Source organism: Chryseobacterium echinoideorum, from assembly GCF_007474535.1.
Taxonomy (GTDB): domain Bacteria; phylum Bacteroidota; class Bacteroidia; order Flavobacteriales; family Weeksellaceae; genus Chryseobacterium; species Chryseobacterium echinoideorum.
Map to the genome: position 1 here is coordinate 1 of NZ_VKNW01000004.1, position 23,080 is coordinate 23,080.

The 23,080-nt window shown below is 35.1% G+C and carries 23 protein-coding genes; 11 read left to right on the plus strand and 12 right to left on the minus strand.

What is annotated here, in order from left to right; all coding sequences use genetic code 11:
• The coding region (locus FOL89_RS05845; RefSeq protein ID WP_144281914.1) for a fibronectin type III domain-containing protein at positions 1–2,602 on the minus strand (2,602 nt) is incomplete at its 3' end.
• Between the two features lie 389 nt (positions 2,603–2,991).
• On the opposite strand from FOL89_RS05845, the gene FOL89_RS05850 reads away from it, so the two are divergent.
• Together FOL89_RS05850 and FOL89_RS05855 are read left to right on the plus strand one after the other, a co-directional pair.
• A complete protein-coding gene (locus tag FOL89_RS05850) occupies positions 2,992–5,115 on the plus strand; it encodes a Tex family protein (RefSeq protein ID WP_144281915.1) in 2,124 nt (707 codons plus the stop codon).
• A gap of 10 nt (positions 5,116–5,125) precedes the next feature.
• On the plus strand, positions 5,126–5,710 hold the full coding sequence (locus tag FOL89_RS05855) for an RDD family protein (protein WP_144281916.1): 585 nt from the start codon (positions 5,126–5,128) through the stop codon (positions 5,708–5,710).
• 61 nt (positions 5,711–5,771) lie between these two features.
• Here FOL89_RS05855 and FOL89_RS05860 read toward each other — a convergent pair whose 3' ends face one another.
• Positions 5,772–5,948 carry a histone H1 gene (locus tag FOL89_RS05860; RefSeq protein WP_089744483.1) on the minus strand — a complete coding sequence of 59 codons (177 nt, stop codon included), beginning with the start codon at positions 5,946–5,948 and terminating at the stop codon, positions 5,772–5,774.
• A 292-nt stretch (positions 5,949–6,240) separates the two neighbouring features.
• Between FOL89_RS05860 and FOL89_RS05865 the strand changes: the two genes are divergently transcribed.
• The 3 genes from FOL89_RS05865 to FOL89_RS05875 all read left to right on the plus strand — a co-directional run bounded on the left by FOL89_RS05865 (position 6,241) and on the right by FOL89_RS05875 (position 7,923).
• The gene (locus FOL89_RS05865; RefSeq protein WP_144282199.1) at positions 6,241–6,930 is read left to right on the plus strand and encodes a GNAT family N-acetyltransferase; all 690 of its coding nucleotides are present in this window, start codon (positions 6,241–6,243) and stop codon (positions 6,928–6,930) included.
• Between the two features lie 30 nt (positions 6,931–6,960).
• The gene (locus FOL89_RS05870) at positions 6,961–7,527 is read left to right on the plus strand and encodes a GNAT family N-acetyltransferase (RefSeq protein WP_317130095.1); all 567 of its coding nucleotides are present in this window, start codon (positions 6,961–6,963) and stop codon (positions 7,525–7,527) included.
• A 162-nt stretch (positions 7,528–7,689) separates the two neighbouring features.
• Positions 7,690–7,923 (plus strand): hypothetical protein, encoded by a 234-nt coding sequence (locus FOL89_RS05875; protein WP_144281917.1) that lies wholly within the window; start codon positions 7,690–7,692, stop codon positions 7,921–7,923.
• 116 nt (positions 7,924–8,039) lie between these two features.
• Here FOL89_RS05875 and FOL89_RS05880 read toward each other — a convergent pair whose 3' ends face one another.
• Both FOL89_RS05880 and FOL89_RS05885 read right to left on the minus strand, forming a co-directional pair.
• Positions 8,040–10,181, minus strand: coding sequence for a catalase (locus tag FOL89_RS05880; RefSeq protein WP_144281918.1), 2,142 nt, complete (start codon positions 10,179–10,181; stop codon positions 8,040–8,042).
• A 175-nt stretch (positions 10,182–10,356) separates the two neighbouring features.
• Positions 10,357–10,572 carry a hypothetical protein gene (locus FOL89_RS05885; protein ID WP_144281919.1) on the minus strand — a complete coding sequence of 72 codons (216 nt, stop codon included), beginning with the start codon at positions 10,570–10,572 and terminating at the stop codon, positions 10,357–10,359.
• 429 nt (positions 10,573–11,001) lie between these two features.
• Here FOL89_RS05885 and FOL89_RS05890 point away from each other — a divergent pair, with 429 nt between their 5' ends.
• From FOL89_RS05890 to FOL89_RS05900, 3 genes are read left to right on the plus strand one after another with little or no spacing between them, the layout of a single operon-like run.
• A complete protein-coding gene (locus tag FOL89_RS05890; protein WP_144281920.1) occupies positions 11,002–11,466 on the plus strand; it encodes a PA2169 family four-helix-bundle protein in 465 nt (154 codons plus the stop codon).
• 20 nt (positions 11,467–11,486) lie between these two features.
• Positions 11,487–11,711: a hypothetical protein gene (locus tag FOL89_RS05895; RefSeq protein WP_144281921.1), complete on the plus strand. Its 225-nt coding sequence runs from the start codon at positions 11,487–11,489 to the stop codon at positions 11,709–11,711.
• Positions 11,712–11,766: 55 nt separating this feature from the next.
• Positions 11,767–12,354, plus strand: coding sequence for a YciE/YciF ferroxidase family protein (locus tag FOL89_RS05900; RefSeq protein ID WP_144281922.1), 588 nt, complete (start codon positions 11,767–11,769; stop codon positions 12,352–12,354).
• Positions 12,355–12,410: 56 nt separating this feature from the next.
• Here FOL89_RS05900 and FOL89_RS05905 read toward each other — a convergent pair whose 3' ends face one another.
• The 6 genes from FOL89_RS05905 to FOL89_RS05930 all read right to left on the minus strand — a co-directional run bounded on the left by FOL89_RS05905 (position 12,411) and on the right by FOL89_RS05930 (position 16,484).
• Entirely contained in the window at positions 12,411–12,788 is a 378-nt protein-coding gene (locus FOL89_RS05905; protein ID WP_144281923.1) for a response regulator, read from the minus strand.
• Between the two features lie 158 nt (positions 12,789–12,946).
• Positions 12,947–14,410: an OmpA family protein gene (locus FOL89_RS05910; protein WP_144281924.1), complete on the minus strand. Its 1,464-nt coding sequence runs from the start codon at positions 14,408–14,410 to the stop codon at positions 12,947–12,949.
• Between the two features lie 293 nt (positions 14,411–14,703).
• The gene (locus FOL89_RS05915; protein ID WP_144281925.1) at positions 14,704–14,913 is read right to left on the minus strand and encodes a hypothetical protein; all 210 of its coding nucleotides are present in this window, start codon (positions 14,911–14,913) and stop codon (positions 14,704–14,706) included.
• Positions 14,914–14,960: 47 nt separating this feature from the next.
• Complete coding sequence (locus tag FOL89_RS05920) at positions 14,961–15,218, minus strand: hypothetical protein (protein ID WP_144281926.1); 258 nt, start codon at positions 15,216–15,218, stop codon at positions 14,961–14,963.
• 111 nt (positions 15,219–15,329) lie between these two features.
• A complete protein-coding gene (locus FOL89_RS05925) occupies positions 15,330–15,782 on the minus strand; it encodes a ferritin-like domain-containing protein (RefSeq protein ID WP_144281927.1) in 453 nt (150 codons plus the stop codon).
• Between the two features lie 105 nt (positions 15,783–15,887).
• Complete coding sequence (locus tag FOL89_RS05930) at positions 15,888–16,484, minus strand: Crp/Fnr family transcriptional regulator (protein ID WP_144281928.1); 597 nt, start codon at positions 16,482–16,484, stop codon at positions 15,888–15,890.
• 216 nt (positions 16,485–16,700) lie between these two features.
• Here FOL89_RS05930 and FOL89_RS05935 point away from each other — a divergent pair, with 216 nt between their 5' ends.
• Positions 16,701–16,871 (plus strand): lmo0937 family membrane protein, encoded by a 171-nt coding sequence (locus FOL89_RS05935; protein WP_144281929.1) that lies wholly within the window; start codon positions 16,701–16,703, stop codon positions 16,869–16,871.
• Positions 16,872–16,986: 115 nt separating this feature from the next.
• Here the strand turns inward: FOL89_RS05935 and FOL89_RS05940 are convergent, their stop codons facing one another.
• Positions 16,987–17,208 (minus strand): hypothetical protein, encoded by a 222-nt coding sequence (locus FOL89_RS05940; protein ID WP_144281930.1) that lies wholly within the window; start codon positions 17,206–17,208, stop codon positions 16,987–16,989.
• Between the two features lie 134 nt (positions 17,209–17,342).
• The gene (gene ppk1 / locus FOL89_RS05945; protein ID WP_144281931.1) at positions 17,343–19,427 is read right to left on the minus strand and encodes a polyphosphate kinase 1; all 2,085 of its coding nucleotides are present in this window, start codon (positions 19,425–19,427) and stop codon (positions 17,343–17,345) included.
• A 192-nt stretch (positions 19,428–19,619) separates the two neighbouring features.
• Between ppk1 and FOL89_RS05950 the strand changes: the two genes are divergently transcribed.
• Positions 19,620–20,996, plus strand: coding sequence for a M43 family zinc metalloprotease (locus tag FOL89_RS05950; RefSeq protein ID WP_144281932.1), 1,377 nt, complete (start codon positions 19,620–19,622; stop codon positions 20,994–20,996).
• Between the two features lie 187 nt (positions 20,997–21,183).
• On the plus strand, positions 21,184–23,076 hold the full coding sequence (dnaK, locus tag FOL89_RS05955) for a molecular chaperone DnaK (protein ID WP_144281933.1): 1,893 nt from the start codon (positions 21,184–21,186) through the stop codon (positions 23,074–23,076).
• Positions 23,077–23,080 lie beyond the last annotated feature (4 nt).

The window sequence follows — 23,080 nt, forward strand, 5'->3', positions numbered from 1 at the left end:
TATTGCTTACCACTGGGAAGTTAACAGGCGTTACCGTTACATTAGCAATATAATCATTGGTGCCTGTTCCTACCATTGGGCAGTAAGACAGTGGTGGTGTGGTAAAGTTGACAGAAGGACCAAAAGCTCCCGTTGTTCCGTTACAGATCGTCTGCACCTGAACCTGATAAACCGTCTGCTCGGTAAGTCCTGTAATTGTATAAAAACTCTGACCGGTAGGAGTTCCTGTTGGTAAAGCCTGTCCCGTTGCAGATGGCAGCCATGGTCCGTTTGGACTCAGTCTCCATCTGATAACATAATTGGCTCCTAAAGTCGGTGTCCAGGAAACAAAAGCTGTATTAAAGCCTGGAGTTACATTAATAGGAGTTGGAGGCGCTGTTGTACAAGGTAAAAGATCAATAAATTTAATTTCATAATCTTCTACCTCGCCATTGCTTGTTAAATTAGCACATGCATCAGAAGGGGTAAGAAAATATACGATTACACGCATCTTAATCTTACTTGGTCCTGAATAGGCATCTATAGGAACTGAAAAATTTGCCGTCACAGGAGTGGTATTAGAATATCCCAAATTCATAATTCTCTCTCCTCCTGGTGTTCCGACAGGATTGTTATTAAATATTCCATCTCCGTTAAAATCAATCCACGCATATGTAGAATATGTTCCCGAAGCAATAGACCTTCCTACAGAAAGTGTATTATTATTAGTTCCTCTTATTAAAGTAATTGTTTTTGTTGGATCTGTTGAATAATCTGTATAAGTACTTGGTCCCGAAGGATTATTAGTAGGGGATAAATAAGTACCTATCATAGAAATATTACTGATATAACCATTCGTTACCGTTGCTGTTCCCGACCCACAATACGTAAGAGCAGGTGTAGTAAAGTCAACAGGTGTAGAAAAAGCTCCCTGAGTTCCGCATATTGTTGCTACTTCCACCTGATATTGCGTCTGCTCTATCAATCCAGGAAGTGTTACGTTATTTACAAAAGGGGTGGTAATATTGATCGTTTGCCAAGGTCCTGAAGGCAGCACTCTGTACCGTACAACATAAGTTGCTCCCTGACTTGCAGTCCATGAAACCGAAGCCGATGTAGCGGTAACATTATTAACCGTAACATTCGCAGGAGGCGCATTAGTACATGGTGACAAAACAGTTCCTACCAACTGAAGTCTCGGAAGAACCGAATATCTGCTGGTTGCAGTTGGCGGATTGGCAGGATCAGGATTATTAGTTGTATTATAATAAAGCATCCCTCTGTTAGCTCCTGCACTGTAACTTCCCCAGTTGGCAGTACATGACGTGCCTGTAGAATTTTCATCAACCGCAACTACTACATTACTTGTACCATCCCAAAGAAATGGTGTACTAAGCGGAATCTCAACCCAAGTCCCGGCAGTCATTGCAGGAAGAGTTCCTGAATAAACCTGAGTCATAGCCCCTGAAGAAATCCAGCTGGTAGTGGTAGGAAAATCATTTTGAGCAGTATTACCCATGTAAACCACCCATTGATTATAATTTCCTTGCGTTGAAGCTGTGCTGGATACAAAAAACCTGATTGAAGTAATATAATTATTAGTTCCTACCGCAGCCGAAACTTCAGCACCTGTATAGATTTGCTGAGAATAATTAAATCCTGAACATGAGTAAACCGGAAGAAATGCATGGGTGGCAGTTCCGCCACCAATCTGACCCGGTGTAAATGATTCCCCTTCAACCCAGATAGATTTATCTGTAGGAGAACATACTGATCTCACCCACCAGTAATAGGTTGTTCCAGGAACCAATGGAGAAATTGGAGCGGATGTTCCCGGAACTATAGTTCCGGCAGTTGCGCCTGTTGGAGGCGTATTAGTTGTAGAATAGAAATATTCATAACCCCCTGCAGGAGCAGGAGCAGGAGACAATGGAGCTCCCCAATTTAAAGTAGCGGAAGTAGGCTGTACATTTGATACAGGCAGAGTCACAGGTTCAAAACAACTAGGAGCCTGAATTACCTGAACTTCATCCAAAAGTAAATCATCATAAAAATATCCATCGGCTGCTACATCTTTGTCAACTGTGAATTTTAGCTGGATAGTAGCTCCTACATAACTTGCAGCCAACGCAACGCCTACTGTTCTCCAAGTAGGGTCATTGCTGTTGTCAGACCAAATCTGAACCCAACCACTACCATCATTAACAGCGAGTTTGAGTTCGTTGTTTGAGTAATTAGGAAGCGTTCCTGTAGATGAAGTAAGATGATTTTTAAACCATTCAAATTTCACATACGGATTGGCAAGTCCGGTAAGATTAATCTGCGGACTGATAAGCTCAACATTATGCTCGTTGGTATAAGGCGAGCTTGCATCTACCCACGCAAAAGTTCCCGCAGGTTTACCTCCGTTTCCGGTGGCTCCGTAACCTGCAGAACCGCTAAATTTCCATCTTGCGTTTGCACTGGTGGATGTTGTTGTGGGATTTTGATTGATCCAGCACGCAGGAAGTGATCCTGTGCTGAACGACTGTAAAAACGGGACGGGTAACGGCGCACAGGTTTGTGCCGAAACCTCAAACTGCATACACAGCAGGAGTCCCAGAATCATTAGAAATCTGTTCATAATTGTTTAGAATGATGGATTAGTAATTTGTTTAAAAAATTTCTTCGACCAAGAAATTTTAAATTTTTCGTAATAGAAATAAAAATAGTAGAGGTTTTCTCCATAGGCGATAATTTATTTATTATTGAAACCAAATATAGGTTTTTTATTTTAATTATCAGTATATCATAACACTAGAATGTTTAATGTATCATAAAAAAATAAAATTTATCAAAATAACATTAAAAGACATTAGTTTACTTAATAATCATTAAAACAAAATATTAAAAATTTGATATTAAAAAAATTCATTTATCTTTTTACATCTCATAATGACAAATCTGAAGGTATTGTATTATCTAAAAAATATTTGTAAAAAAACAAGTATTTTAGCCATTCTAAAAATGACAATGAACGCAATAGACTACATAAAAAACCTCATCAATATACCGGAGAAAAGCATAACCGCAACAATCAAACTTCTTTCAGAAGATTGCACCATCCCTTTTATTGCAAGATACCGGAAAGATGCAACAGGAAATTTAGATGAAACCCAAATTGAGCATATTTTAAAACTCAATAAACAGTTCGAAGATATCGTCAAAAGAAAAGAAGCGGTTCTGAAGTCTATTGAAGAGCAAAATTCTTTAACCCCAGAACTGAAACAGAAAATTGAACAAAGTTTTGATCTTCAGGAAATTGAAGACTTATATTTACCCTTCAAAAAACGCAAAAAAACAAAAGCTGATGCTGCCAAAGAGAAAGGGTTGGAACCTCTGGCTAAAATTATCATGAGCCAAAAAGCAGATGATGTGCAGTTTTTAGCCTCAAAATATCTGAATGAAAATGTATCTTCCCAAGAAGAAGCTTTGCAGGGTGCAAGAGATATTATGGCAGAATGGATTAACGAAAATATGTATGTTCGTAAAAATCTGCGCAGGCTCTTTCAGCGGAAAGCAATAATCACTTCCAGAGTTGTAAAAGCAAAAAAAGATGAAGAAGCTGCACAAAAATTTTCTCAATACTTTGAATGGGAAGAAAGTCTCAACAGAACTCCTTCTCATCGGCTTTTGGCAATGCTGAGAGCGGAAGCGGAAGGTTTTGTAAGAACCAACATCGGTATTGACAAAGATGAAGCATTAGAATTTATTGAAAATGCCATCATAAAGTCTGACAACGAATGTTCTGAGCAGATTTCCTTAGCCATCAAAGACAGCTATAAAAGATTGCTGGAACCCGCCATTTCTAATGAAACCCTACAGGAAGCCAAAGAAAAAGCAGACAAAAAAGCCATCGAAATTTTTTCGGAAAATCTATCCCAGCTTCTATTGGCTCCGCCATTGGGAGAAAAAAGAATTTTAGCAATAGATCCGGGCTATAAAAGCGGCTGCAAAGTGGTTTGTCTGGATGAGAAAGGTGATTTGCTGCACAACGAAACCATTTATCCTCATGCTCCGCAAAACGAAAGCGGAATGGCAATGAAAAAGATCCGCTCTATGGTAAACGCTTATAACATTCAGGCAATTTCCATCGGAAACGGAACGGCAAGCCGGGAAACGGAGTTTTTCATCAAAAAAATCGGTTTTGAAAAGCCTATTCAGGTTTTTGTAGTTTCAGAAGCGGGCGCATCGGTTTATTCTGCAAGCAAAATTGCAAGAGATGAATTTCCGAGTTTCGATGTTACCGTTCGCGGAGCTGTTTCTATCGGACGAAGACTTTCTGATCCTTTGGCTGAACTGGTAAAAATTGATGCAAAATCAATCGGGGTCGGGCAATATCAACATGATGTAGATCAGACTTTACTAAAAAACGAACTGGATTCTACGGTGATGAAATGCGTTAATTCGGTCGGAATCAATCTGAATACAGCCAGCAAATCTTTACTGAGCTACGTTTCGGGAATCGGTGAAAAAATGGCTGAAAACATTGTGAATTACCGTGCAGAAAACGGTGCATTTGAAGACCGGAAACAACTGAAAAAAGTTCCGAGACTGGGTGAAAAAGCGTTTCAGCAAGCAGCAGCTTTCATCCGGATTGCAAATTCTAAAAACCCTTTAGACAATTCTGCCGTTCATCCGGAAGCTTACAGTTTAGTGGAAAAAATGGCAAAAGATCTAGGTTTGAAAACCGAAGATCTTATTTCAAATAAAGAGAAAATTGCAGAGATTAAACCTGAAAAATACGTTAGCGATCAAATCGGAATTTTAGGAATAAAAGATATCCTGAAAGAGCTGGAAAAACCAGGTCTTGATCCCAGAAAAGCTGCCAAAGTGTTTGAATTTGATCCTACCGTCAAGAAAATTTCAGATCTGAAGATTGGGATGATTCTTCCGGGAATTGTCAATAATATTACCGCATTTGGCTGTTTTGTGGATTTGGGAATTAAAGAAAGGGGTTTGGTTCATATTTCCCAGCTGAAAGACGGTTTCGTTTCGGATGTCAATGAAGTGGTAAAGCTTCATCAGCACGTTCAGGTGAAAGTAACCGAAGTGGATGAAGCCAGAAAAAGAATCCAGCTGAGTATGATTTTGTAATACATTTCAATTGAGAATTTCAGAAATAAAGGAAAGAAAAATTATCCACAGACCTACGCTCAGTTTTAATGAGTACGGAAAAAGAATTTATCATTCTTACGAATATTATTTACCTTATAATCCGGGATTTAAAGGAAATGAAACTCAGAGGCTGTTCGCAAAATGGATAGATATAGCATTATTTGCTGTAATCTTTTATTATGTATTTAATATACAAATCCTTGCAGGCATATTGCTGTCAATAATTTGCGTCATTATTTCAGGAGCGATGTCCGAATTTTATTTTGGTACTACTTTAGGAAAAAAGATATTCAGGCTAAAAGTTATTGATGATGAAGGAAACAATCCTGAATTACGGACTTCATTTAAAAGAAATATCCTATGTCTGGCTAATTTGTATCCTACTTTTTCTGAAGTAACCTCCAAAAGTATCGCCATGGGAAGGCGCACAACAGTACAAATGCACTTTAGTATGCATTTAAACAATACAATGTGTACAACATATATTATCAAAGAAAGTAAAATGGAGGAAATAAGAACCCTTCTTGAAGATAACCGCTCAGCAAATCATAATCAACGTATCGGAAGCAATTAGAATATTCTGAAGAAATGTTGCTCAATAAAAACAGAGCCGGCTCTAAAAGCCGGCTTCATGATTATTTTTTTGATTCTTCAACAGAAACTTTTCTGAATTCTTTGAACAATTTGCTTAATTCCAAGGCTGATTTACGAGCTCTTGTTCCTGCTGCTTTGTTACCTTTTTCTGCTTGTTGGTTTGCTTCTGTTGTAAACGCTTCAAATTCTGCGTTGATTTTTTCGATAAGTTCTTTCATGTTCATAATAATTTTAGGATGCAAATATATGCTTTCAGATGCTTTCCGCCTAACATCAAAAAGAAAAAAACCTTGTAAAATGAATATTTATGGTATTTTATTTAACCGTCAATGGTATTTAAGTGTGAAAAGCGCATTTCAACCATTCAACAGAATGGAAATTTTAATTATGGAAAACACTAATTTTTGTTAAGTTGTTTTTTTTATATTTGATATATTATAATTTGGATTTACGCAATGCGTGAATGTAGAAGTTAGCGGTCATTGTATAGAAATTTTTGCACTAAAAGAAATGGAAAGAAGAAAATTAGACAATCCAACTTGGTATTCTTTGGTTGAAACACACAAAGATTTTGCTGTTGATTATAACAACAGCGTTAAATTCTATAAACCGCAATATTGTCCTTTTGGAGGTTTTATTGAGCAAGATACAATTGAAACAGGAATTGACAAGTACTCTTTATTGACAAACAATTTTTATGTTGTTGGAAATAGACCAGACTTTAGCGATAAAGTAAAACTAGTCAAGGAATTAGTTTGTAATCAAATGTTACTTAACGAACCCATTGACATAGAAATATCTGAACAGGTAACTGAACTTAAAACAACAAACCAAAAAGATGATTTGTTTGAACTTGTTAATTTAGTTCAACCTGGTTATTTTATGAGCAATACCTCAGAACTCGGAAAATATTACGGAATCTATAAAAATGACAAATTAATTGCTGTTACAGGAGAACGTATGAAAATGAATGAATACACAGAAATAAGTGCGGTTGTTACACATCCTGAACACATAGGAAAAGGTTATGCGAAACAATTAATAGCTCATACGTGCAGTCAAATATTCAGTGAAAACAAAATTCCATATTTGCACGTTGCAGATACAAATGTTGGCGCCATAAGATTATATGAAAAGCTTGGTTTTGGGACAAGGCGCAAAATTAGCTTTTGGAATTTTGTTACGAATGATATCAAATAAGCAACGAACTGCCTACAAGAGTTTTGCAAAATGGCGGGTTTAAAGCTAAATCGAAACTTTCTTCTTCGATTTCCTGCCACTTCGCCAAGCACCGAAACGTTAATAATAACTTTAGCAAATCCCAACAGAGAAAACTTAAGAAAAATGTATACTACTAAACGTACAAATTCTGACAATTTAGATTTTCAAAAGTTAGTTTTTGAACTTGATAAAGATTTGGCATTCAAAAATGGAGAAACGAATGATTTTTTTGCTAAATATAACAAAATTGACCTTATCAAAAATGTTGTTGTTGTATATGAAGCAGACCAAGCCGTTGGCTGCGGAGCAATAAAAGAATATGAAGATGGGATTATGGAGATTAAAAGAATGTTTGTCCAAACTGAAAAACGTGGTAAGGGAATAGCCGGAAAAATATTAGCTGAATTGCAAATTTGGGCGAAAGAATTGGGTTATAGAAAATGTGTTTTAGAGACAGGAGACAAAATGGTAGAAGCAATTGGCTTGTACAAGAAAAATAATTTTGTAATTATACCAAACTACGGACAGTACACTCACATAGAAAGTAGTATTTGCTTTGAAAAAGAAATTCAATAAAATACACCATATTGTCGTGTGAAAATTAAAAAATTTTGCTAAAAACAAAAGTAAATCTGACAACGTAAAGGAAATTTTTCTGTATCTAAACAATAGTATTTTCATTAATAGGAAAAATGCATAATTTTATCATCAAAATTTACAACTCATAAAAAATATTATATGAAAACAAAACTCCTTTTCATTTTTCTTTTTGCCTTTACCCTCAGCTTAGCTCAGACAAATTCAGACAATACAGATATAACTCATACCGTTACACAATCCGGAATTGGTTTAGGTTCTGTGATCGCCGTTGTAGTATCCTGGGATAGAAACAGATCTATTTTGTGGGCTATTCTCCACGGAATTTTGGGCTGGCTCTATGTAATTTATTTTGCTTTGACAGATAAAAACTAAAAGCACTTTGTAAAATACAAAGTGCTTTTGGTATCAAAAATATCAGATTCTATGACTACGGATCTAAAATAACTTTCTCGCGTGGTCTTGTTTTTTATTTTAGTGGATTTACGATATTATTTCATTCCGTTTCTTTGTTTTTCCAGTTTCCAAGCTCTGTGGGAAGCAATTGCAGAAATAAAGTTCTGATCTCCGCTGTTATTTTCCTCGAGAATTATTGCATAATCATCATGCTTTTTGGTATAAATGTCCGTATGATCGTAAATAAGCTCGGTGTTATTCCCAAAATAAATTGCTTTACAATGACGGTAAGCTTCGTTGATGAAATCCAGCGCACCGTTTCTATAATCAGGCTGAAGCCAATGATGAGTAGAATCTTCTCCCGAAACGACATACACTGCATCAAAACAAACACTTGCTGTACTGGTAATGGAATGATCAGGCATAAAACTAATGCTGTTTTTCCCTTTTACTAAAGTCATTTCCGGAGCTACAAACTCTACCACCCCACCCTCTTCTTCTAATTTATTTTTAAGACCGGAAACACTTTCGTCATCAAAGCCGTCTGCAATCAGGAAAGCAATTTTTCTACTTTTAATAGAATCTTTTACGGTATTTGCCTTGCTTAGTGCTTCAGAAACTTTTGTTTGAGGCTCACGTTCTTTACTTTGTAATGATTCTGGATCAGCATCTGCGGGAATACTTCCGTTGGGTCTTTCCAGTGTTTTTACTTCTACGCCCAGTTTTGCAGCTGTTTTTTGTGCTAATTCCTTATCAATAAAGTTAAGCTGACTTACCATTCTTTCACGGATTGCCGGAATCGTAACCTTAGTTAATTCAAAAACCAAAGCTTTTTGTAAATGCTCTTTTTCATAATCTGACTGGCTGTTATAGAATAGTTTTGCCTGAGAATAATGATCAACGAACGATTCACTTCTCGCTCTGATCTTCGTTCCGCTTATTTTTTCGCCATAAGAAGAAAAACCACCATCTTTCATCATTGCCTGAAAAGGACAGCCTCCACCGATAGAATTGGGTTCATAGCTTACTTTTCCTTTCACTATCTGCTGCCTCATATGGCCGTCACGCTGATTGTTGTGAACTACATTGACGGATCTGTTGATAGGAATTTCATGGAAATTTGGTGATCCCAGTCTGGATAGCTGAGTATCTGTATAAGAAAATAATCTTCCCTGAAGGAGAGGATCATTGGTAAAATCTATTCCCGGAACGATATGTCCCGGATGGAAAGCAATTTGTTCGGTTTCAGCAAAAAAGTTATCAGGATTTCTGTTTAAAGTCAATGTACCTATAATCTCTACAGGAACAGCCTCTTCCGGGATAATTTTAGTAGGATCCAACAGATCGAAATCAAAATCGAACTCATTCTCTTCTGGTATGATCTGTACTCCGAAGTCCCATTCCGGATAAGCTCCTTTTTCTATTGCTTCCCAAAGATCACGACGGTGAAAATCGGGATCAATTCCTGAAATTTTCTGAGCTTCCGGCCATGCTACAGAATGGACTCCCAATTTTGGTTTTAAGTGAAATTTAACAAAAAAAGCAACACCTTCACTATTAACAAATCTAAAACTGTGAACACCAAAACCTTCCATCATTCGGTAACTTCGTGGGATAGCTCTGTCGCTCATCAGCCACATGACCATGTGCATACTTTCGGGCATTAACGAGATGAAATCCCAGAATGTATCGTGGGCTGATGCAGCCTGAGGAATTTCATTATCAGGCTCCGGCTTCACGGCATGTATCAAGTCTGGAAACTTGATAGCATCCTGAATAAAGAATACAGGCATATTGTTGCCTACCAAATCATAGTTTCCTTCTTCTGTATAAAATTTTATGGCAAAGCCTCTTACATCTCTGGCTAGATCTGTACTTCCTCTGCTTCCTGCAACTGTTGAAAATCTCACGAAAACAGGAGTTTCTTTTCCCGCTTCTGACAAAAATTTTGCTTTGGTGTATTTTTCCATGCTTTTTGAAAGTCTGAAAACACCATGTGCACCCGACCCTCTTGCATGTACGATTCTTTCAGGGATTCTCTCATGATCAAAATGCGTTATTTTTTCTCTCAGAATAAAATCTTCCAAAAGCGTCGCCCCTCTGTCATGAGATTTGAGTGAATCCTGATTATTCTGGATTTTTAGTCCTTGGTTTGTGGTCAGTTTCTCTTCCGAGTTATCGGTGGTATGTTGTTGTAACTGACTAATTTTAGCGTTGTTTTGATTATTTTTTTTCATAAAAATATTGATGATTATATTCAAAAGAATACCCTGCGGAAAAACTCTGTCGGGTAAGTATAAAGTAAAATTTAGCTGAATGATGCGTTCAACTAAAGTATAAAGTATTGATCCGCCACATACATCCGCAAAAATACTGTGAAGGATTAATGATTTTTAAATTATAAAACTTTTTTTAACGATGATTAGGAGAAGCGATACTATCTCTCATCATTTGCGATGAGTCCGGTCTTCCTTGTACATTTAATGTCGCAGTATCGGAGAGCGGAAGCGCCATAGATGTATCTGCTGAAGTCATGGTATCAGTCTGATTGTCTACCTGCGTTTTTTCTTTTGAACAGCTGATTACCGTAAGCCCAAGAATAAGGGCAGAAAAAAAATACGTTTTCATATAAGTAATATTTATTGGTTTTGGTTATTCAAATTTACTCTAAAAACCACTTGCATGTTATGACTTCAGTCATATAAAGTTTTATTTAGCTTAGGGTTATGTTAAACTGAAATTATATTTTCAGAGATCATATTTCTGAAGCTTAGGATACGATTTTTTAAAAGAAATGTTTTGATTTTATATACCACACATATTATGCTTGGCATACAGCTTGCAATACATGGGATACACTATCACCAAATATATTATTATGAAATCAACTTGCCTGCTAGTAGTGGGCAAGTTTATTTTTATAACTTAAATTTAACCGTTCTGATCATTAAATAACCATTTAACAAACCTCATTAGTTAAACTTATAAAATAATACATCCCATACCACAAACAATCTCAGAGGCATACAAATTGTAACTTCATTGTAAAAGTATACAATGGAAAAAGCAGAAAGCGTAAATATTTTAAATGACCTATTACAAATCACCAATGACAGAATAAAAGGTTTTGAAAAAGTGGAAGGAAAAGTCTGGGAAAATTACTCAGGATTAAAAGGTGAATATGACAGAATGATTTCTCACTCTAAAATGATGAAAAATGAAATCATCAATCTCATCACAGAAAGAGGAGGAAATCCCAATGACAGCACTACAGTAGCAGGCAATCTTCACAGAACCTGGATTGATATTAAAAATTCGCTGCCCACAAGTAATAAAGATATTGAAACCCTTCAGAATGTTGTTTTTGGTGAAAAAAATGCTCTTAAAATATATGACGAAGCTTTAAAAAGCGGAGACCTTGATAATGAAAGTCACAAAATAATTTCTGATCAGCTCAACAGCCTTCAAGTATCTTATCAACAATTCAGCGAGATTGAAAAATATAAAAGTAAAGAGGATTAATTTTAAATAATAAAAATAAAATGAATTATCAGGAAGCTTTAGCCCATAAAAAAGAATCACTAAAAAATGCTAACAAAAATGTTTTAGATATGTTTCATCTCGTTATTGCTCCTGCTAATACTGATGATGCTAAAAAATTTATGGATGATTATCTGAAAAAGCCCAATGATTTTGATGATAAAAGCTGTAAAAAATATTGCTCTGATGATGAATATGAAGTGATGAGCTTTAAAAAAGAAAACTAATAACTTCTCAGGCTCTTACAATTATTGACTTTAACAAACAACTTAAAATATTATTATGGAAACAAAAAATGCAACTGCTAAGAAAAGCACAATGAAAAAAAACACCAAAAACACTTCAAAATCTTCATCATCGAAGACCTCTGCAAAAAAAGATGCTGCAAAAGATCTGAAAGATTTATTTGAAGATTCTCTAAAAGACATTTACTGGGCAGAAAAAGCACTTTCTAAAGCACTGCCAAAAATGCAAAAAAATGCAACCCATCCTAAACTAAAAAAAGCAATCGGCGATCACCTGAAAGAAACCAAGGAGCAGATTGCACGTCTTGAAGGTTGCTTTAAAGCATTAAAAAAGAAAGCACAGGCAAAAAAATGTGATGCAATGCAAGGATTGCTGGATGAAGGCAAAAGCATCATGGAAGAAACAGAACCCGGTGCAGTAAGAGATGCCGGAATTATTGCAGCCGCACAAAAAGTTGAGCATTATGAAATTGCTACTTACGGAACTTTAGCTGCATACGCCAAAATACTTAAAGAAAAAGACTGTCTAAAATATCTTATTGAGACCCTCGACGAAGAAAAAAACTGCAATAATCTTCTTACCAAAATTGCTGATACCAATCTTAATTCAAAGGCAATGAAATAGATTAGATTTTAAAATATTAAAAAAATATCCTTCATTGATTATATGAAGGATATTTTTTATTGGCTGAATTTTCCTGCGGAGAGATATTTTTCTACCATTCTTTCCAGCTTATTCAGATCAAATGGTTTAGCAATAAAATCATCCGCCTGAGCCTTTTTTGCCAGCGAACTGATATCGCTGTTGGCTGTCATATAAATTACCGGGATATTTTTATAATCATCTTCATTTTTTAAAAGCTTTAACGCTTCTATCCCGCCAATCTCGGGAATCCAGTTATCCATTAGAATCAAATCCGGAATAAAAGCACGTACCCGATCCAGAATATCCTGAGATGTTTGTGAGATTTGTACCTCATATCCGTTCTCCGCAAAAATAATTTTGAAAACATCAAGAATGGACTGATCGTCATCAAAAATTAGAATCTTTTTTTTCATATCTCAAATATTTCACTTCAAAATTACTCCCTAAACAAAATATTATATTATGATTTGAGTAATGTTTTAATACAAATAATTTTTTTATAGCAGATAAATAACAGCAACAAAAAGACCGCCATTTTATACGGCGGTCTCAGATTTAGAAGTAATTATTTTTATTTTGCTTCAAAATACACTCTTCTATTAGCTCTGTTTTTCCACTCCGGACATTTAGAAGCCGGGTCACATTCAGGATATTTCAAATCTTTTTTTCCATTTCCTTTAGAATTAAGCTTAGAAGCTTCTACCCCGTTTCTTACTAAATAATCTTTTACATTTCTAGCTCTTTTTTCAGATAAATTTTGGTTGTATGCTTCTGTTCCTCTTGTATCTGTTGCCCCAATTACCGTATAATTTCCACTTGAAGAATTGATGTAATTGACAGCATTATTCAAAATTGGCGTATTGGAAGGCAAGATTTTATCTGAGTTAAGATCAAATTCTATCCCGTCTAATTTAGTTTCAGCTTCAGAAACCATTCCACCTGTATTGTTTGCTGGTCCTGTAGGACATCCTTGGTTTTCAACCGGTCCAGGAACAGTTACACATTTATCATATAAATCAATCACTCCATCCATATCTACATCCAAAGCAACCCCTGCTCCATCAACTCTTGCTCCGGCAGGAGTATCAAGCTGTCTGTCCCAGTCATCGCAAACCCCGTCGTTATCAGCATCACCGCTTTTACATACTTCAAGATCATTTACTTTAGATTCAAGAACATCCATTTTGTAATAAATTTCCTGTAGCGGATCATGCCACATTAAATGAGAATCATGTTTTCCTAAATTGATACTAAGACCTAATGTTGTATTAAAAAAGTTGTCTGAAACCTGATCTTCTCTTCTGTTGATAGCACTATACTGTGCTCCTCCTCCATCAAACTGATCATCTGTAGTTACAACATACATTACTCTACCTTCAAGATCTACTCTGTTGCTTATTTTGTATTTAAGACCCGCTCCCGCTTGTCCGAAAAATGAAAAACCACTGAAAGGTTTTACTTCAGTCATTAATCTTTGTCCGAACTCGTCTTTCTGATATGCTCTGTAAGCTAAAGTTCCGATACCTGCGTATCCGTGTAATGCCCATCTGTAAGGAGATTTATTATCAACTCTTCTTAAAAGATTAGAGAAATTTATATCTCCCAATAAAGATATTGCATCATACTGCGTTCTGGCTCCTACCTGCTGTGTTACAGAAGCATTTGCTGGTGCATCATCTTTGGTGTTGAACCAGCCTTGTCTTGTTTCTCCTCTGTCATATTGCAATTTTAGTCCAAAAGCATGAGTAATTGCCTTATCAACACTGAAATAAGCCGAATAACCAAATAGGTTTTTACCGTTTCCGTTTTTAATTGAAGTAAGATCTGCAGACTGCATTAGCGGTACACCAGCTCCAAATGAGATTGACCAGTCGTTGAATCTTTTAGAAGACTGATTAAATCGTTGTACATTGGCAGAGCCCGAACTGAATGTGTTGGGATATTCCGTATTGTTTACTGCCTGTAAAGAATCCTGTGCCAGAGCTGCCGTTGGAACTGCAATGGCAAGCGATAAGATTGCTAGTTTTGATTTCATATAATTTATTTATTTAATTATTTAATGTTAAATGTTGAAAATACTGAGCAATTGTAATTATAAAATTTATGATAAAGTCTCATAAAATTAACATAAGTATTTTCGTCGTGTTACATCCAATTACCATACCAAACAAACAAAAACATCATTTTAACAGCATTATTTCAACCATAAATTGATTATTGAAATAATATCAATTATAAAAATTGATTATTGATTAAAATTTTTCCAAAAATTTAATTTGAATATTATTCAATAAATATAGAATAATACTAAATTTATGACAATTTTATTTAGGCGTAAGATTTTGAAAAAATTTCACGACCGAGATAGAATAAAAGATGTAAAGAATTTGATGGAAGAAAAAGCTGGATATTATTAGAATTAATCATCTCAAATTTCCAGTTGTGCTTTTTACAGTAATGCAGTATCTGCTGAAGATCGTTATCTAGGAGAGCAAGTGTAACCGAAATTTCCTGATTATTAATAGTAGATGCTTTCATATATTCTGATTGGTCTATTTCCCTTTGCAATCAGTATGCCACACGATTTACTCGTCTTTAAAAACTTTTATAGATTTATCATGAAAAATAATGGTAATTTCAATAGCAGATTCAAAATCAATTAAATGACTTGCATTATCATCATCTTGATCATTAAGATTAAACAGGATGACCTCAAAAGGATCATGAGCAATAACTTCAGGCTTACCTTCAATCACCTTTCTTTTTTTGTAAAGAACTTTTACATTTTGAATGAATGCGGAACGATCAATAAATTCTTTTTTAATTTCAAAAGTTATCTCCATAAGATTATTTATTAAATATGAAAAATAAACAATCCTAAAAATTGCTCTTTAGGATTGTTAAATTGTAATAGATGTGATACATTCATAAAATCAAAAACCAGAACTTAAATTCTAATTTTTCATTTCATTTAATGTACTGAATTTGTTATAAGAAGATTTTAAATGGTGAAGTTGGCCACTAACAACCCTTGAACTTTCCGGGCATAGATCGCCACTGTCTAAAGCATCCTGATAAGCATCTATCGCAGCTTCTTCTCCGAACACAACATTTTCTAAAGTAGATTCTGTTTTGTCTCCGGAAAATGAGTTTTTAACATCAATCCATGCTCTGTGAATAGCTCCCGCAGTGCTTGTAGTATTGTCCGGATCTCCACCTCTTTCTCTAATAAGTCCCATCAATTCAGACTTCATCGTTTGCGACTGACTTACCATCTGATCGTAATCTGCTTTCAAAGGAGAGTATGTTTCCCAAACTTTGTCTTCTACTTTAGTAAATCCTTCAATTCTGTCGTTCGTAATGTTCAGTAAATCGTTTAATACTGAAACTGTTTTTTCGTTTTGCATAAAATATTTTTTTGTGATGTGCTTACTTTCTTGCAACGACCATACCATTGGAAGTATTTCACACCTGAAATCTTAAAGATGTGGTATATTTCTACCAAATTGATCTTAAACAAAAATTTTACGGTTGATAATTTTCAGGAAATTTTCTTTTTCGAGTTGCTTCACAGTGCGAATTACCGTCTCTACGCGCAATGCCGTTAATGAAGCCAGCTGTTGGCGAGTAAGAGGTATTTCATATTCAAATTTTTCTGAATCTTCTTTATAACTTTTATAGTAATCTAAAGCCCCTTTTACTCTTACCGATGGTCTTAGAGAAGAATTATTGTCGAGCATTATATATTTATAATAAAGTCTTTCCGAAAGAAACTTATTAATATCTCTTGAAACCTGAGGATTTTCATCCAATAACATTTCAAACCGCGGTTTGGATAGTTTTAAAATTTTACATTCTTCAAATGTGATTGCATTTACAGGATATGTTTTATCAATAAAAAGCAAAAGCTCACAGACACTTAATCCTTTTTCCAGAATTGCAAAAATAAGTTCTTTCCCTTCTTCGTTATAATTGTTGAGTTTAATCCTTCCATCTACAATCTGATAATAGTTGCGCGGAACATCTCCTTCACTAAAAATAATATGTGACGGCTGAAAGGTTTCGGCTTCGGCTCCGTATTTTATAAGAAGTTCTTCGGGTATCAGCATGGTTTAATATTTTTGGTTTAACTAAAGTAATTCAGAGAATATATTGATTATTATATGAATCTAACAACAATTATTCCAATAGGACAAGGTGTTTTTGCTTAATAAACAGTGTATTTTTTTAGTTTTTATCTAAAAAAATTAACTTTTTTTAGCCAAAAATAAATAAAGGCATAAAAAGTGTATGATATAAGTACAACCAAATAAAAATTATATATTATGAGAAGTATTTTGTGGCTTGTAGCCGTTATTTGTATTATTGCGTGGCTTTTAGGAATGTTGGGAGTTATTCCCGGAATGGACACAGGTAGTTTAGTACATGCTTTATTGGTTATTGCAGTTATTGTAATCCTGATTAATTTACTTACAGGACGAAAACCACTTAATTAAAACTAAACATTAAAAAAATAAACAGCTGTTAATCGGCTGTTTTTTTTGCATAAAAAATAGAAAAAGAGAGCCTGAAAACTCTCTTTAAATTATGATTAAACAGCTTACTGTGTTTCTAAAAACTTGCGTAAACTGTCTGCTTGGGATAAACATTCACCCCTTCCATTTTATTTTTTGCTGTGTTGTAGATGATCTCAACTGTAAAATGAGACAATTCATACAATACATATTTAAGTGAATCCAAAATTCTTTCGTTCATCACTCTGCCTTCATTTACAGCAATATCCCATTGAGTTTGATTAGGAAGGTTTTTAAAATCGTAGAAAGAAATATTCATAGCTGTTAATTTTGTTACTTAATTATTATCACCTATACAATTTCTTTACCAAATTGTTATGAAATTTTAGGTTGTAAAAAAACTTAACACTCACATTTCCGAAAAATAATCTACTTAAGATATAATATCACGAATTAAATACCTTCAAAATTTTCTGATGTTTTAGATTTTAAATAGTTGTAAGTTTCAATTTGTGAGCGACATTCTTTTTTCTCATCGTGTATATATTCATTTCTCAGCTTTTTATCTAGAATTCTGGCTTTTACATTATCTTTAAGCTGAATATCTAAAATATCTTTCAATTCTTTCTTAAGATTTTTATCGGTGATTTTTGCCGCCGCCTCAATTCTGTAATCAAGGTTTCTTGTCATCCAGTCAGCAGAAGAAATATACATATCTTCCGCACCTTTATTGTAAAAATACATTACACGCGCATGTTCCAGATACTCATCTACAATACTTATAGCTTTTATTTTTTCTTTAAAATCTTTTTGATTAACTGCACAGTAAATACCTCTCACAATCATTTTGATCACGACCCCTGCTTTAGCAGCCTCATAAAGTCTACTGATCAAGATCCGGTCACTTACCGAATTAGCTTTAATAATCATTTCCGCCTTTCTTCCAGCTTTAGCTTCTTCAATTTCTTTATCAATATGATGTTCTATCTTTTCCCGCATAAATTCCGGGCAGATCAATAGACTTTTACAGGTCTTTAGGACAGGCAAATAGTCTTCTTTTGGCTTTTTTAAAGCATTGAAAACTTTATTAATATCGGCCATTATTCCCCTGTCTGAAGTCATCAAAAGATGATCTCCGTAAATTTTTGCTGTTTTTTCGTTAAAATTTCCGGTACTTACAAACCCATACTGAAGCGTTTTATTATTGTTTCTTTTCTTGATAACACAAAGTTTGGCGTGTACTTTTTTGTTGGGAATTCCTACAAGAACATTAATTCCTTCTGGCTCAAACATTTCCTTCCATTTCAGATTAGATTCTTCATCAAATCTTGCCTGAAGCTCAAGCATTACAGTCACTTCTTTACCGTTTCTTGCTGCATAGATCAGCGCATTGCTTATCTTAGAATTATCTGCCAAACGGTATGCTGTAATCTGGATAGATTTTACATCAGGATCCATCGCAGCTTCACGGAGAAGATCAATCACCGGAGTGTAAGTATGATACGGAAAAGTAAGAAGCACGTCGTTCTTCAGAATAACATCAGTAACCCTTTCACCGTGTTCAAAATCGGGATGAGTAAACGAGGTTCTTTCAATAGGTTTTTCGTATTTTTCAAACACATCGGGAAAATCCATAAAATGTTTAAAATTATGAATCTTTCCTCCCGGAATAATACTGTCTTTTTTGCTCAAATTCAGCTTTCTGATCAATAATTCCAGCAAAGCTTTATCCATATCTTTATCAAAAACAAATCTTGTAGGCTTCCCTTTTCTTCTGTTTTTGAGACCTTTCTCTATTTTTTCCGCAAAATTGGTTCTGATATCATTATCCAAATCCATTTCGGCATCTTTAGTTACCTTAAATGCATGTGCAGCAAACTCATCATACCCAAAATAAGAGAAAATATGCGGCAGATTGAAAGTAATGACATCTTCTAAAAGCATGACATTTTTCTCCTCAGGATTTTCTGTGGGCAACAGGACAAATCTTCCTACAAAACGAGAAGGAATTTCTATGATGGCATAATTGCTTTGATAGTTCCAGTCTTTTTTTCTCATGGCAACACCCAAGTAAAGGCTTTTATCCCTCATATATGGCATGGGAGTATTTTCATGCATGAGAATAGGGATCACATTAGATTCTACCACTTCATCAAAATATTTTCTTACAAATTCTTTTTGTTTAGCAGAAATATTTTTTGAAGTTTTGATCAATATATTCTGCTCCGCCATTTCTGCCTGAATTTTTTTCCAGGTTTTATCAAACTGCTGTTGCTGGGTGATGACAATATCATTTATTTTTTGCAGAATTTTTGAAGGCGGCTGATAAAATGATTCAGAAATTATTTTCTCTTTAAAATCCATTGCACGTTTAAGTCCCGCAACCCTTACCCGGAAAAATTCATCAAGATTATTAGAAAAAATACCCAAAAAACGGATCCGAAGATGAAGAGGCACATTTTCGTCCATTGCTTCCTGCAAAACTCTTTCATTAAAAGCCAGCCATGTAATATCTCTGGGATTGAAGTGTAATGACATAATTATAAATAATAGATTTCAAAAATATGCAATAAATATAAATATAGAATATTACTTCTTGTTAATATTATTATTTCACAATTAATACGAATTAAACTATCAGTCGTACCATATCATTAAAAAAAACAAAAAATAAATATAAAAATCTGAAATTTTCCGTAAATTTGTTGACTTTTTTAAATTAAAATAATTATGGCTAAAAGCTTAATCACCTTAGCATTTTTGTTTACTGCCCTATTGAGTTACGGGCAATCAACAGAATTTCTTTTCGGTAAACAGAAAAGCGAGTATAAAACCAACCCTGCAACAGGAATTATAAGATGTGCTACTGATGAGTACACCTACTTCCTTCAACAAAATTCACGAAAGGAAAGTAAAGAACAATTTGAAAGTTGGCTTGCTCCAAAAGTTGAAGAAATAAAGAAGCTTCAGGAAATGAATGTTTCTAAGAAAGTAGTCGTAACAATTCCTGTCGTAGTACATATTATTCATTCAGGACAACCAATCTCAAATAATACAAGAAATATTACAAACGAAAGAGTTTTATCACAAATCACAGTATTAAATCAGGATTTCAGACGTATGCTCGGAACTCCAGGATATAACAATAATCCTGTAGGTGCAGATATTGAAGTGGAATTTTGTCTTGCAAAAGTCAATCCGACTGGTGGTGCAACCAATGGAATTGACCGCGTAAATATTGCCAGTCCTACAACATGGGGCGAAAGTGATGTGGAAAATGTTTTAAAGCCCCAGACAATATGGGATCCTACAAGATATTTCAATATTTGGGTATGCCAGTTTGGTGGTGATCTTGGTGGTGTGTTAGGATATGCACAATTTCCAGAATCATCTGGTTTGGGTGGGCTTCCTCCATCATTTAATAATACTACAGATGGTGTTATTATAGACTGGAGAGCATTTGGCTCAAGTGATTATGTTGGTGGTAGCTATTTTCAAGGTATTGATAAAGGGAGAACAACAACCCACGAAATTGGTCATGCTTTTGGCTTGAGACATATTTGGGGAGACAACGCAAGTTGTTCTGTAAATGCAACAGACAGCTTTAAGGATTATTGTCCTGATACTCCTGCTCAGAATACAGAACATTACGATTGTTTTTCAATATATGATACCTGTCCATCCAATCCCGGTAATGATATGACAGAAAACTACATGGATTATTCTAATGATAGCTGTATGAATATTTTTACGCAGAATCAAAAAAGCAGAATCCTGGCGGTATTACAAAATTCACCGAGAAGATCAACGCTCACCACTTCCACAGTTTGCAATGATCCTCTTTCTGTAAACGAATCGGGTACTTTGAAAAACGAAATAAATATCTATCCTAATCCCGTGAAAGATTACCTGAATATCTATGCTCAAAAAGGAACTAAGCTTACCCGATATTCTATCTACAACGCTTTAGGACAAGAAGTTTTAAAAAAAGAGATACAATCAGAATCAGACCTTAGAATAAGCAAAGAAAAATTAGGCACAGGATTCTTTATTATAACAATTTATACAGAAACAGGATTTAAGAATTTTAAATTTATTGTAGAATAAGACATTTTTAATATGTCAAGTTGAAAGTTATGATACTATTTAAGGATCAAAAAACAATATTTAAACCGCTTATTTAGGCGGTTTTTGTTTTTTAATATGTCAATTTGTCACAAAAAAACGAATGGTACAAATATTGAGAAAATGAGAGTGTAAATTAAATTTAAAAATAGAAAAAATAAAAAATATTATGAGTAAAATAATTGGAATTGACTTAGGAACAACCAACTCTTGTGTTGCTGTAATGGAGGGAAAAGACCCTGTTGTAATTCCTAACGCAGAAGGTAAGAGAACAACTCCTTCTATCGTGGCATTTACGGAAGATGGTGAAAGAAAAGTGGGAGATCCTGCAAAAAGACAGGCGGTAACCAACCCTACAAAAACTGTTTATTCAATCAAAAGATTTATCGGAACACACTTTAAGGATGATGCTTCTGAAATCTCAAGAGTACCATACAAAGTGGTGGCTGGTCCTAACGATACGGTAAAAGTAAAAATCGACGACAGAGAATATACACCGCAGGAAATTTCTGCCATGACGCTTCAGAAAATGAAGAAAACGGCTGAGGATTATCTTGGTCAGGAAGTGACAAGAGCGGTAATCACCGTTCCTGCATACTTCAACGATGCTCAGAGACAGGCTACGAAAGAAGCTGGCGAAATTGCAGGTCTTAAAGTAGAAAGAATCATCAACGAGCCTACTGCTGCAGCATTGGCTTACGGTTTGGATAAGAGTCATAAAGATCAAAAAATCGCAGTATATGATTTAGGAGGTGGTACTTTCGATATCTCTATCCTTGATTTGGGAGACGGTGTATTTGAAGTATTGTCTACAAACGGTGATACGCACTTAGGAGGTGATGACTTTGATGATGTAATCATCAACTGGATGGCAGACGAATTCAAATCTGAAGAAGGAGTAGATTTAAAATCTGATGCAATTGCATTACAAAGATTGAAAGAAGCGGCTGAGAAAGCAAAAATCGAATTGTCTTCTTCTCCACAAACTGAAATCAACCTTCCATATATCACCGCTACCGCTACAGGTCCAAAACACTTAGTAAAAACTTTAACAAAAGCTAAATTCGAGCAGTTATCTGCAGATTTGGTAAGAAGATCTATGGAACCTGTTGCTAAAGCATTGAAAGATGCAGGTTTATCCACTTCTGATATTGATGAAGTAATCTTGGTGGGTGGATCTACAAGAATCCCGATCATTCAGGAAGAAGTTGAGAAATTCTTCGGTAAAAAACCATCTAAAGGAGTTAATCCGGATGAAGTAGTGGCAATTGGTGCTGCAATTCAGGGAGGTGTATTGACAGGTGATGTAAAAGATGTTCTTCTATTAGACGTTACACCACTTTCTTTAGGTATCGAAACAATGGGTTCTGTTTTCACTAAATTAATTGAAGCAAACACAACCATCCCAACTAAAAAATCTGAAGTATTCTCTACAGCTTCTGACAATCAGCCGGCTGTAAGCATCAGAGTGGGACAAGGTGAAAGACCAATGTTCAACGATAACAAAGAAATCGGTAGATTTGACCTTACCGATATTCCACCTGCACCAAGAGGAGTTCCTCAAATCGAAGTAACATTCGATATTGACGCCAACGGTATCCTAAGTGTTTCTGCTAAAGATAAAGGAACCGGTAAAGAACAGTCTATCAAAATTCAGGCTTCTTCAGGTCTTTCTGATGAAGAAATCGAAAGAATGAAGAAAGAAGCTCAGGAAAACTCTGCCGCTGATGCTAAAAGAAAAGAAGAAGTTGAAATCTTCAACAAAGCAGACGGATTGATCTTCCAGACTGAAAAACAATTGAAAGAGTTTGGTGAAAAATTATCTGCGGATAAAAAAGCAGCTATCGAAACTGCTCACGGAGAATTGAAAACAGCTTTCGAAGCTAAAAATGCAGATGACGTAAAAGCTAAAACAGAAGCTTTAGATGCAGCTTGGATGGCAGCTTCAGAAGAATTGTATGCAGCAGGTCAACAACCGGGAGCTGATGCAGGAGCACAGAACGCAGGAAATGCAGGAGGTGCAGAAGATGTACAGGATGCAGACTTCGAAGAAGTCAAATAAGTTG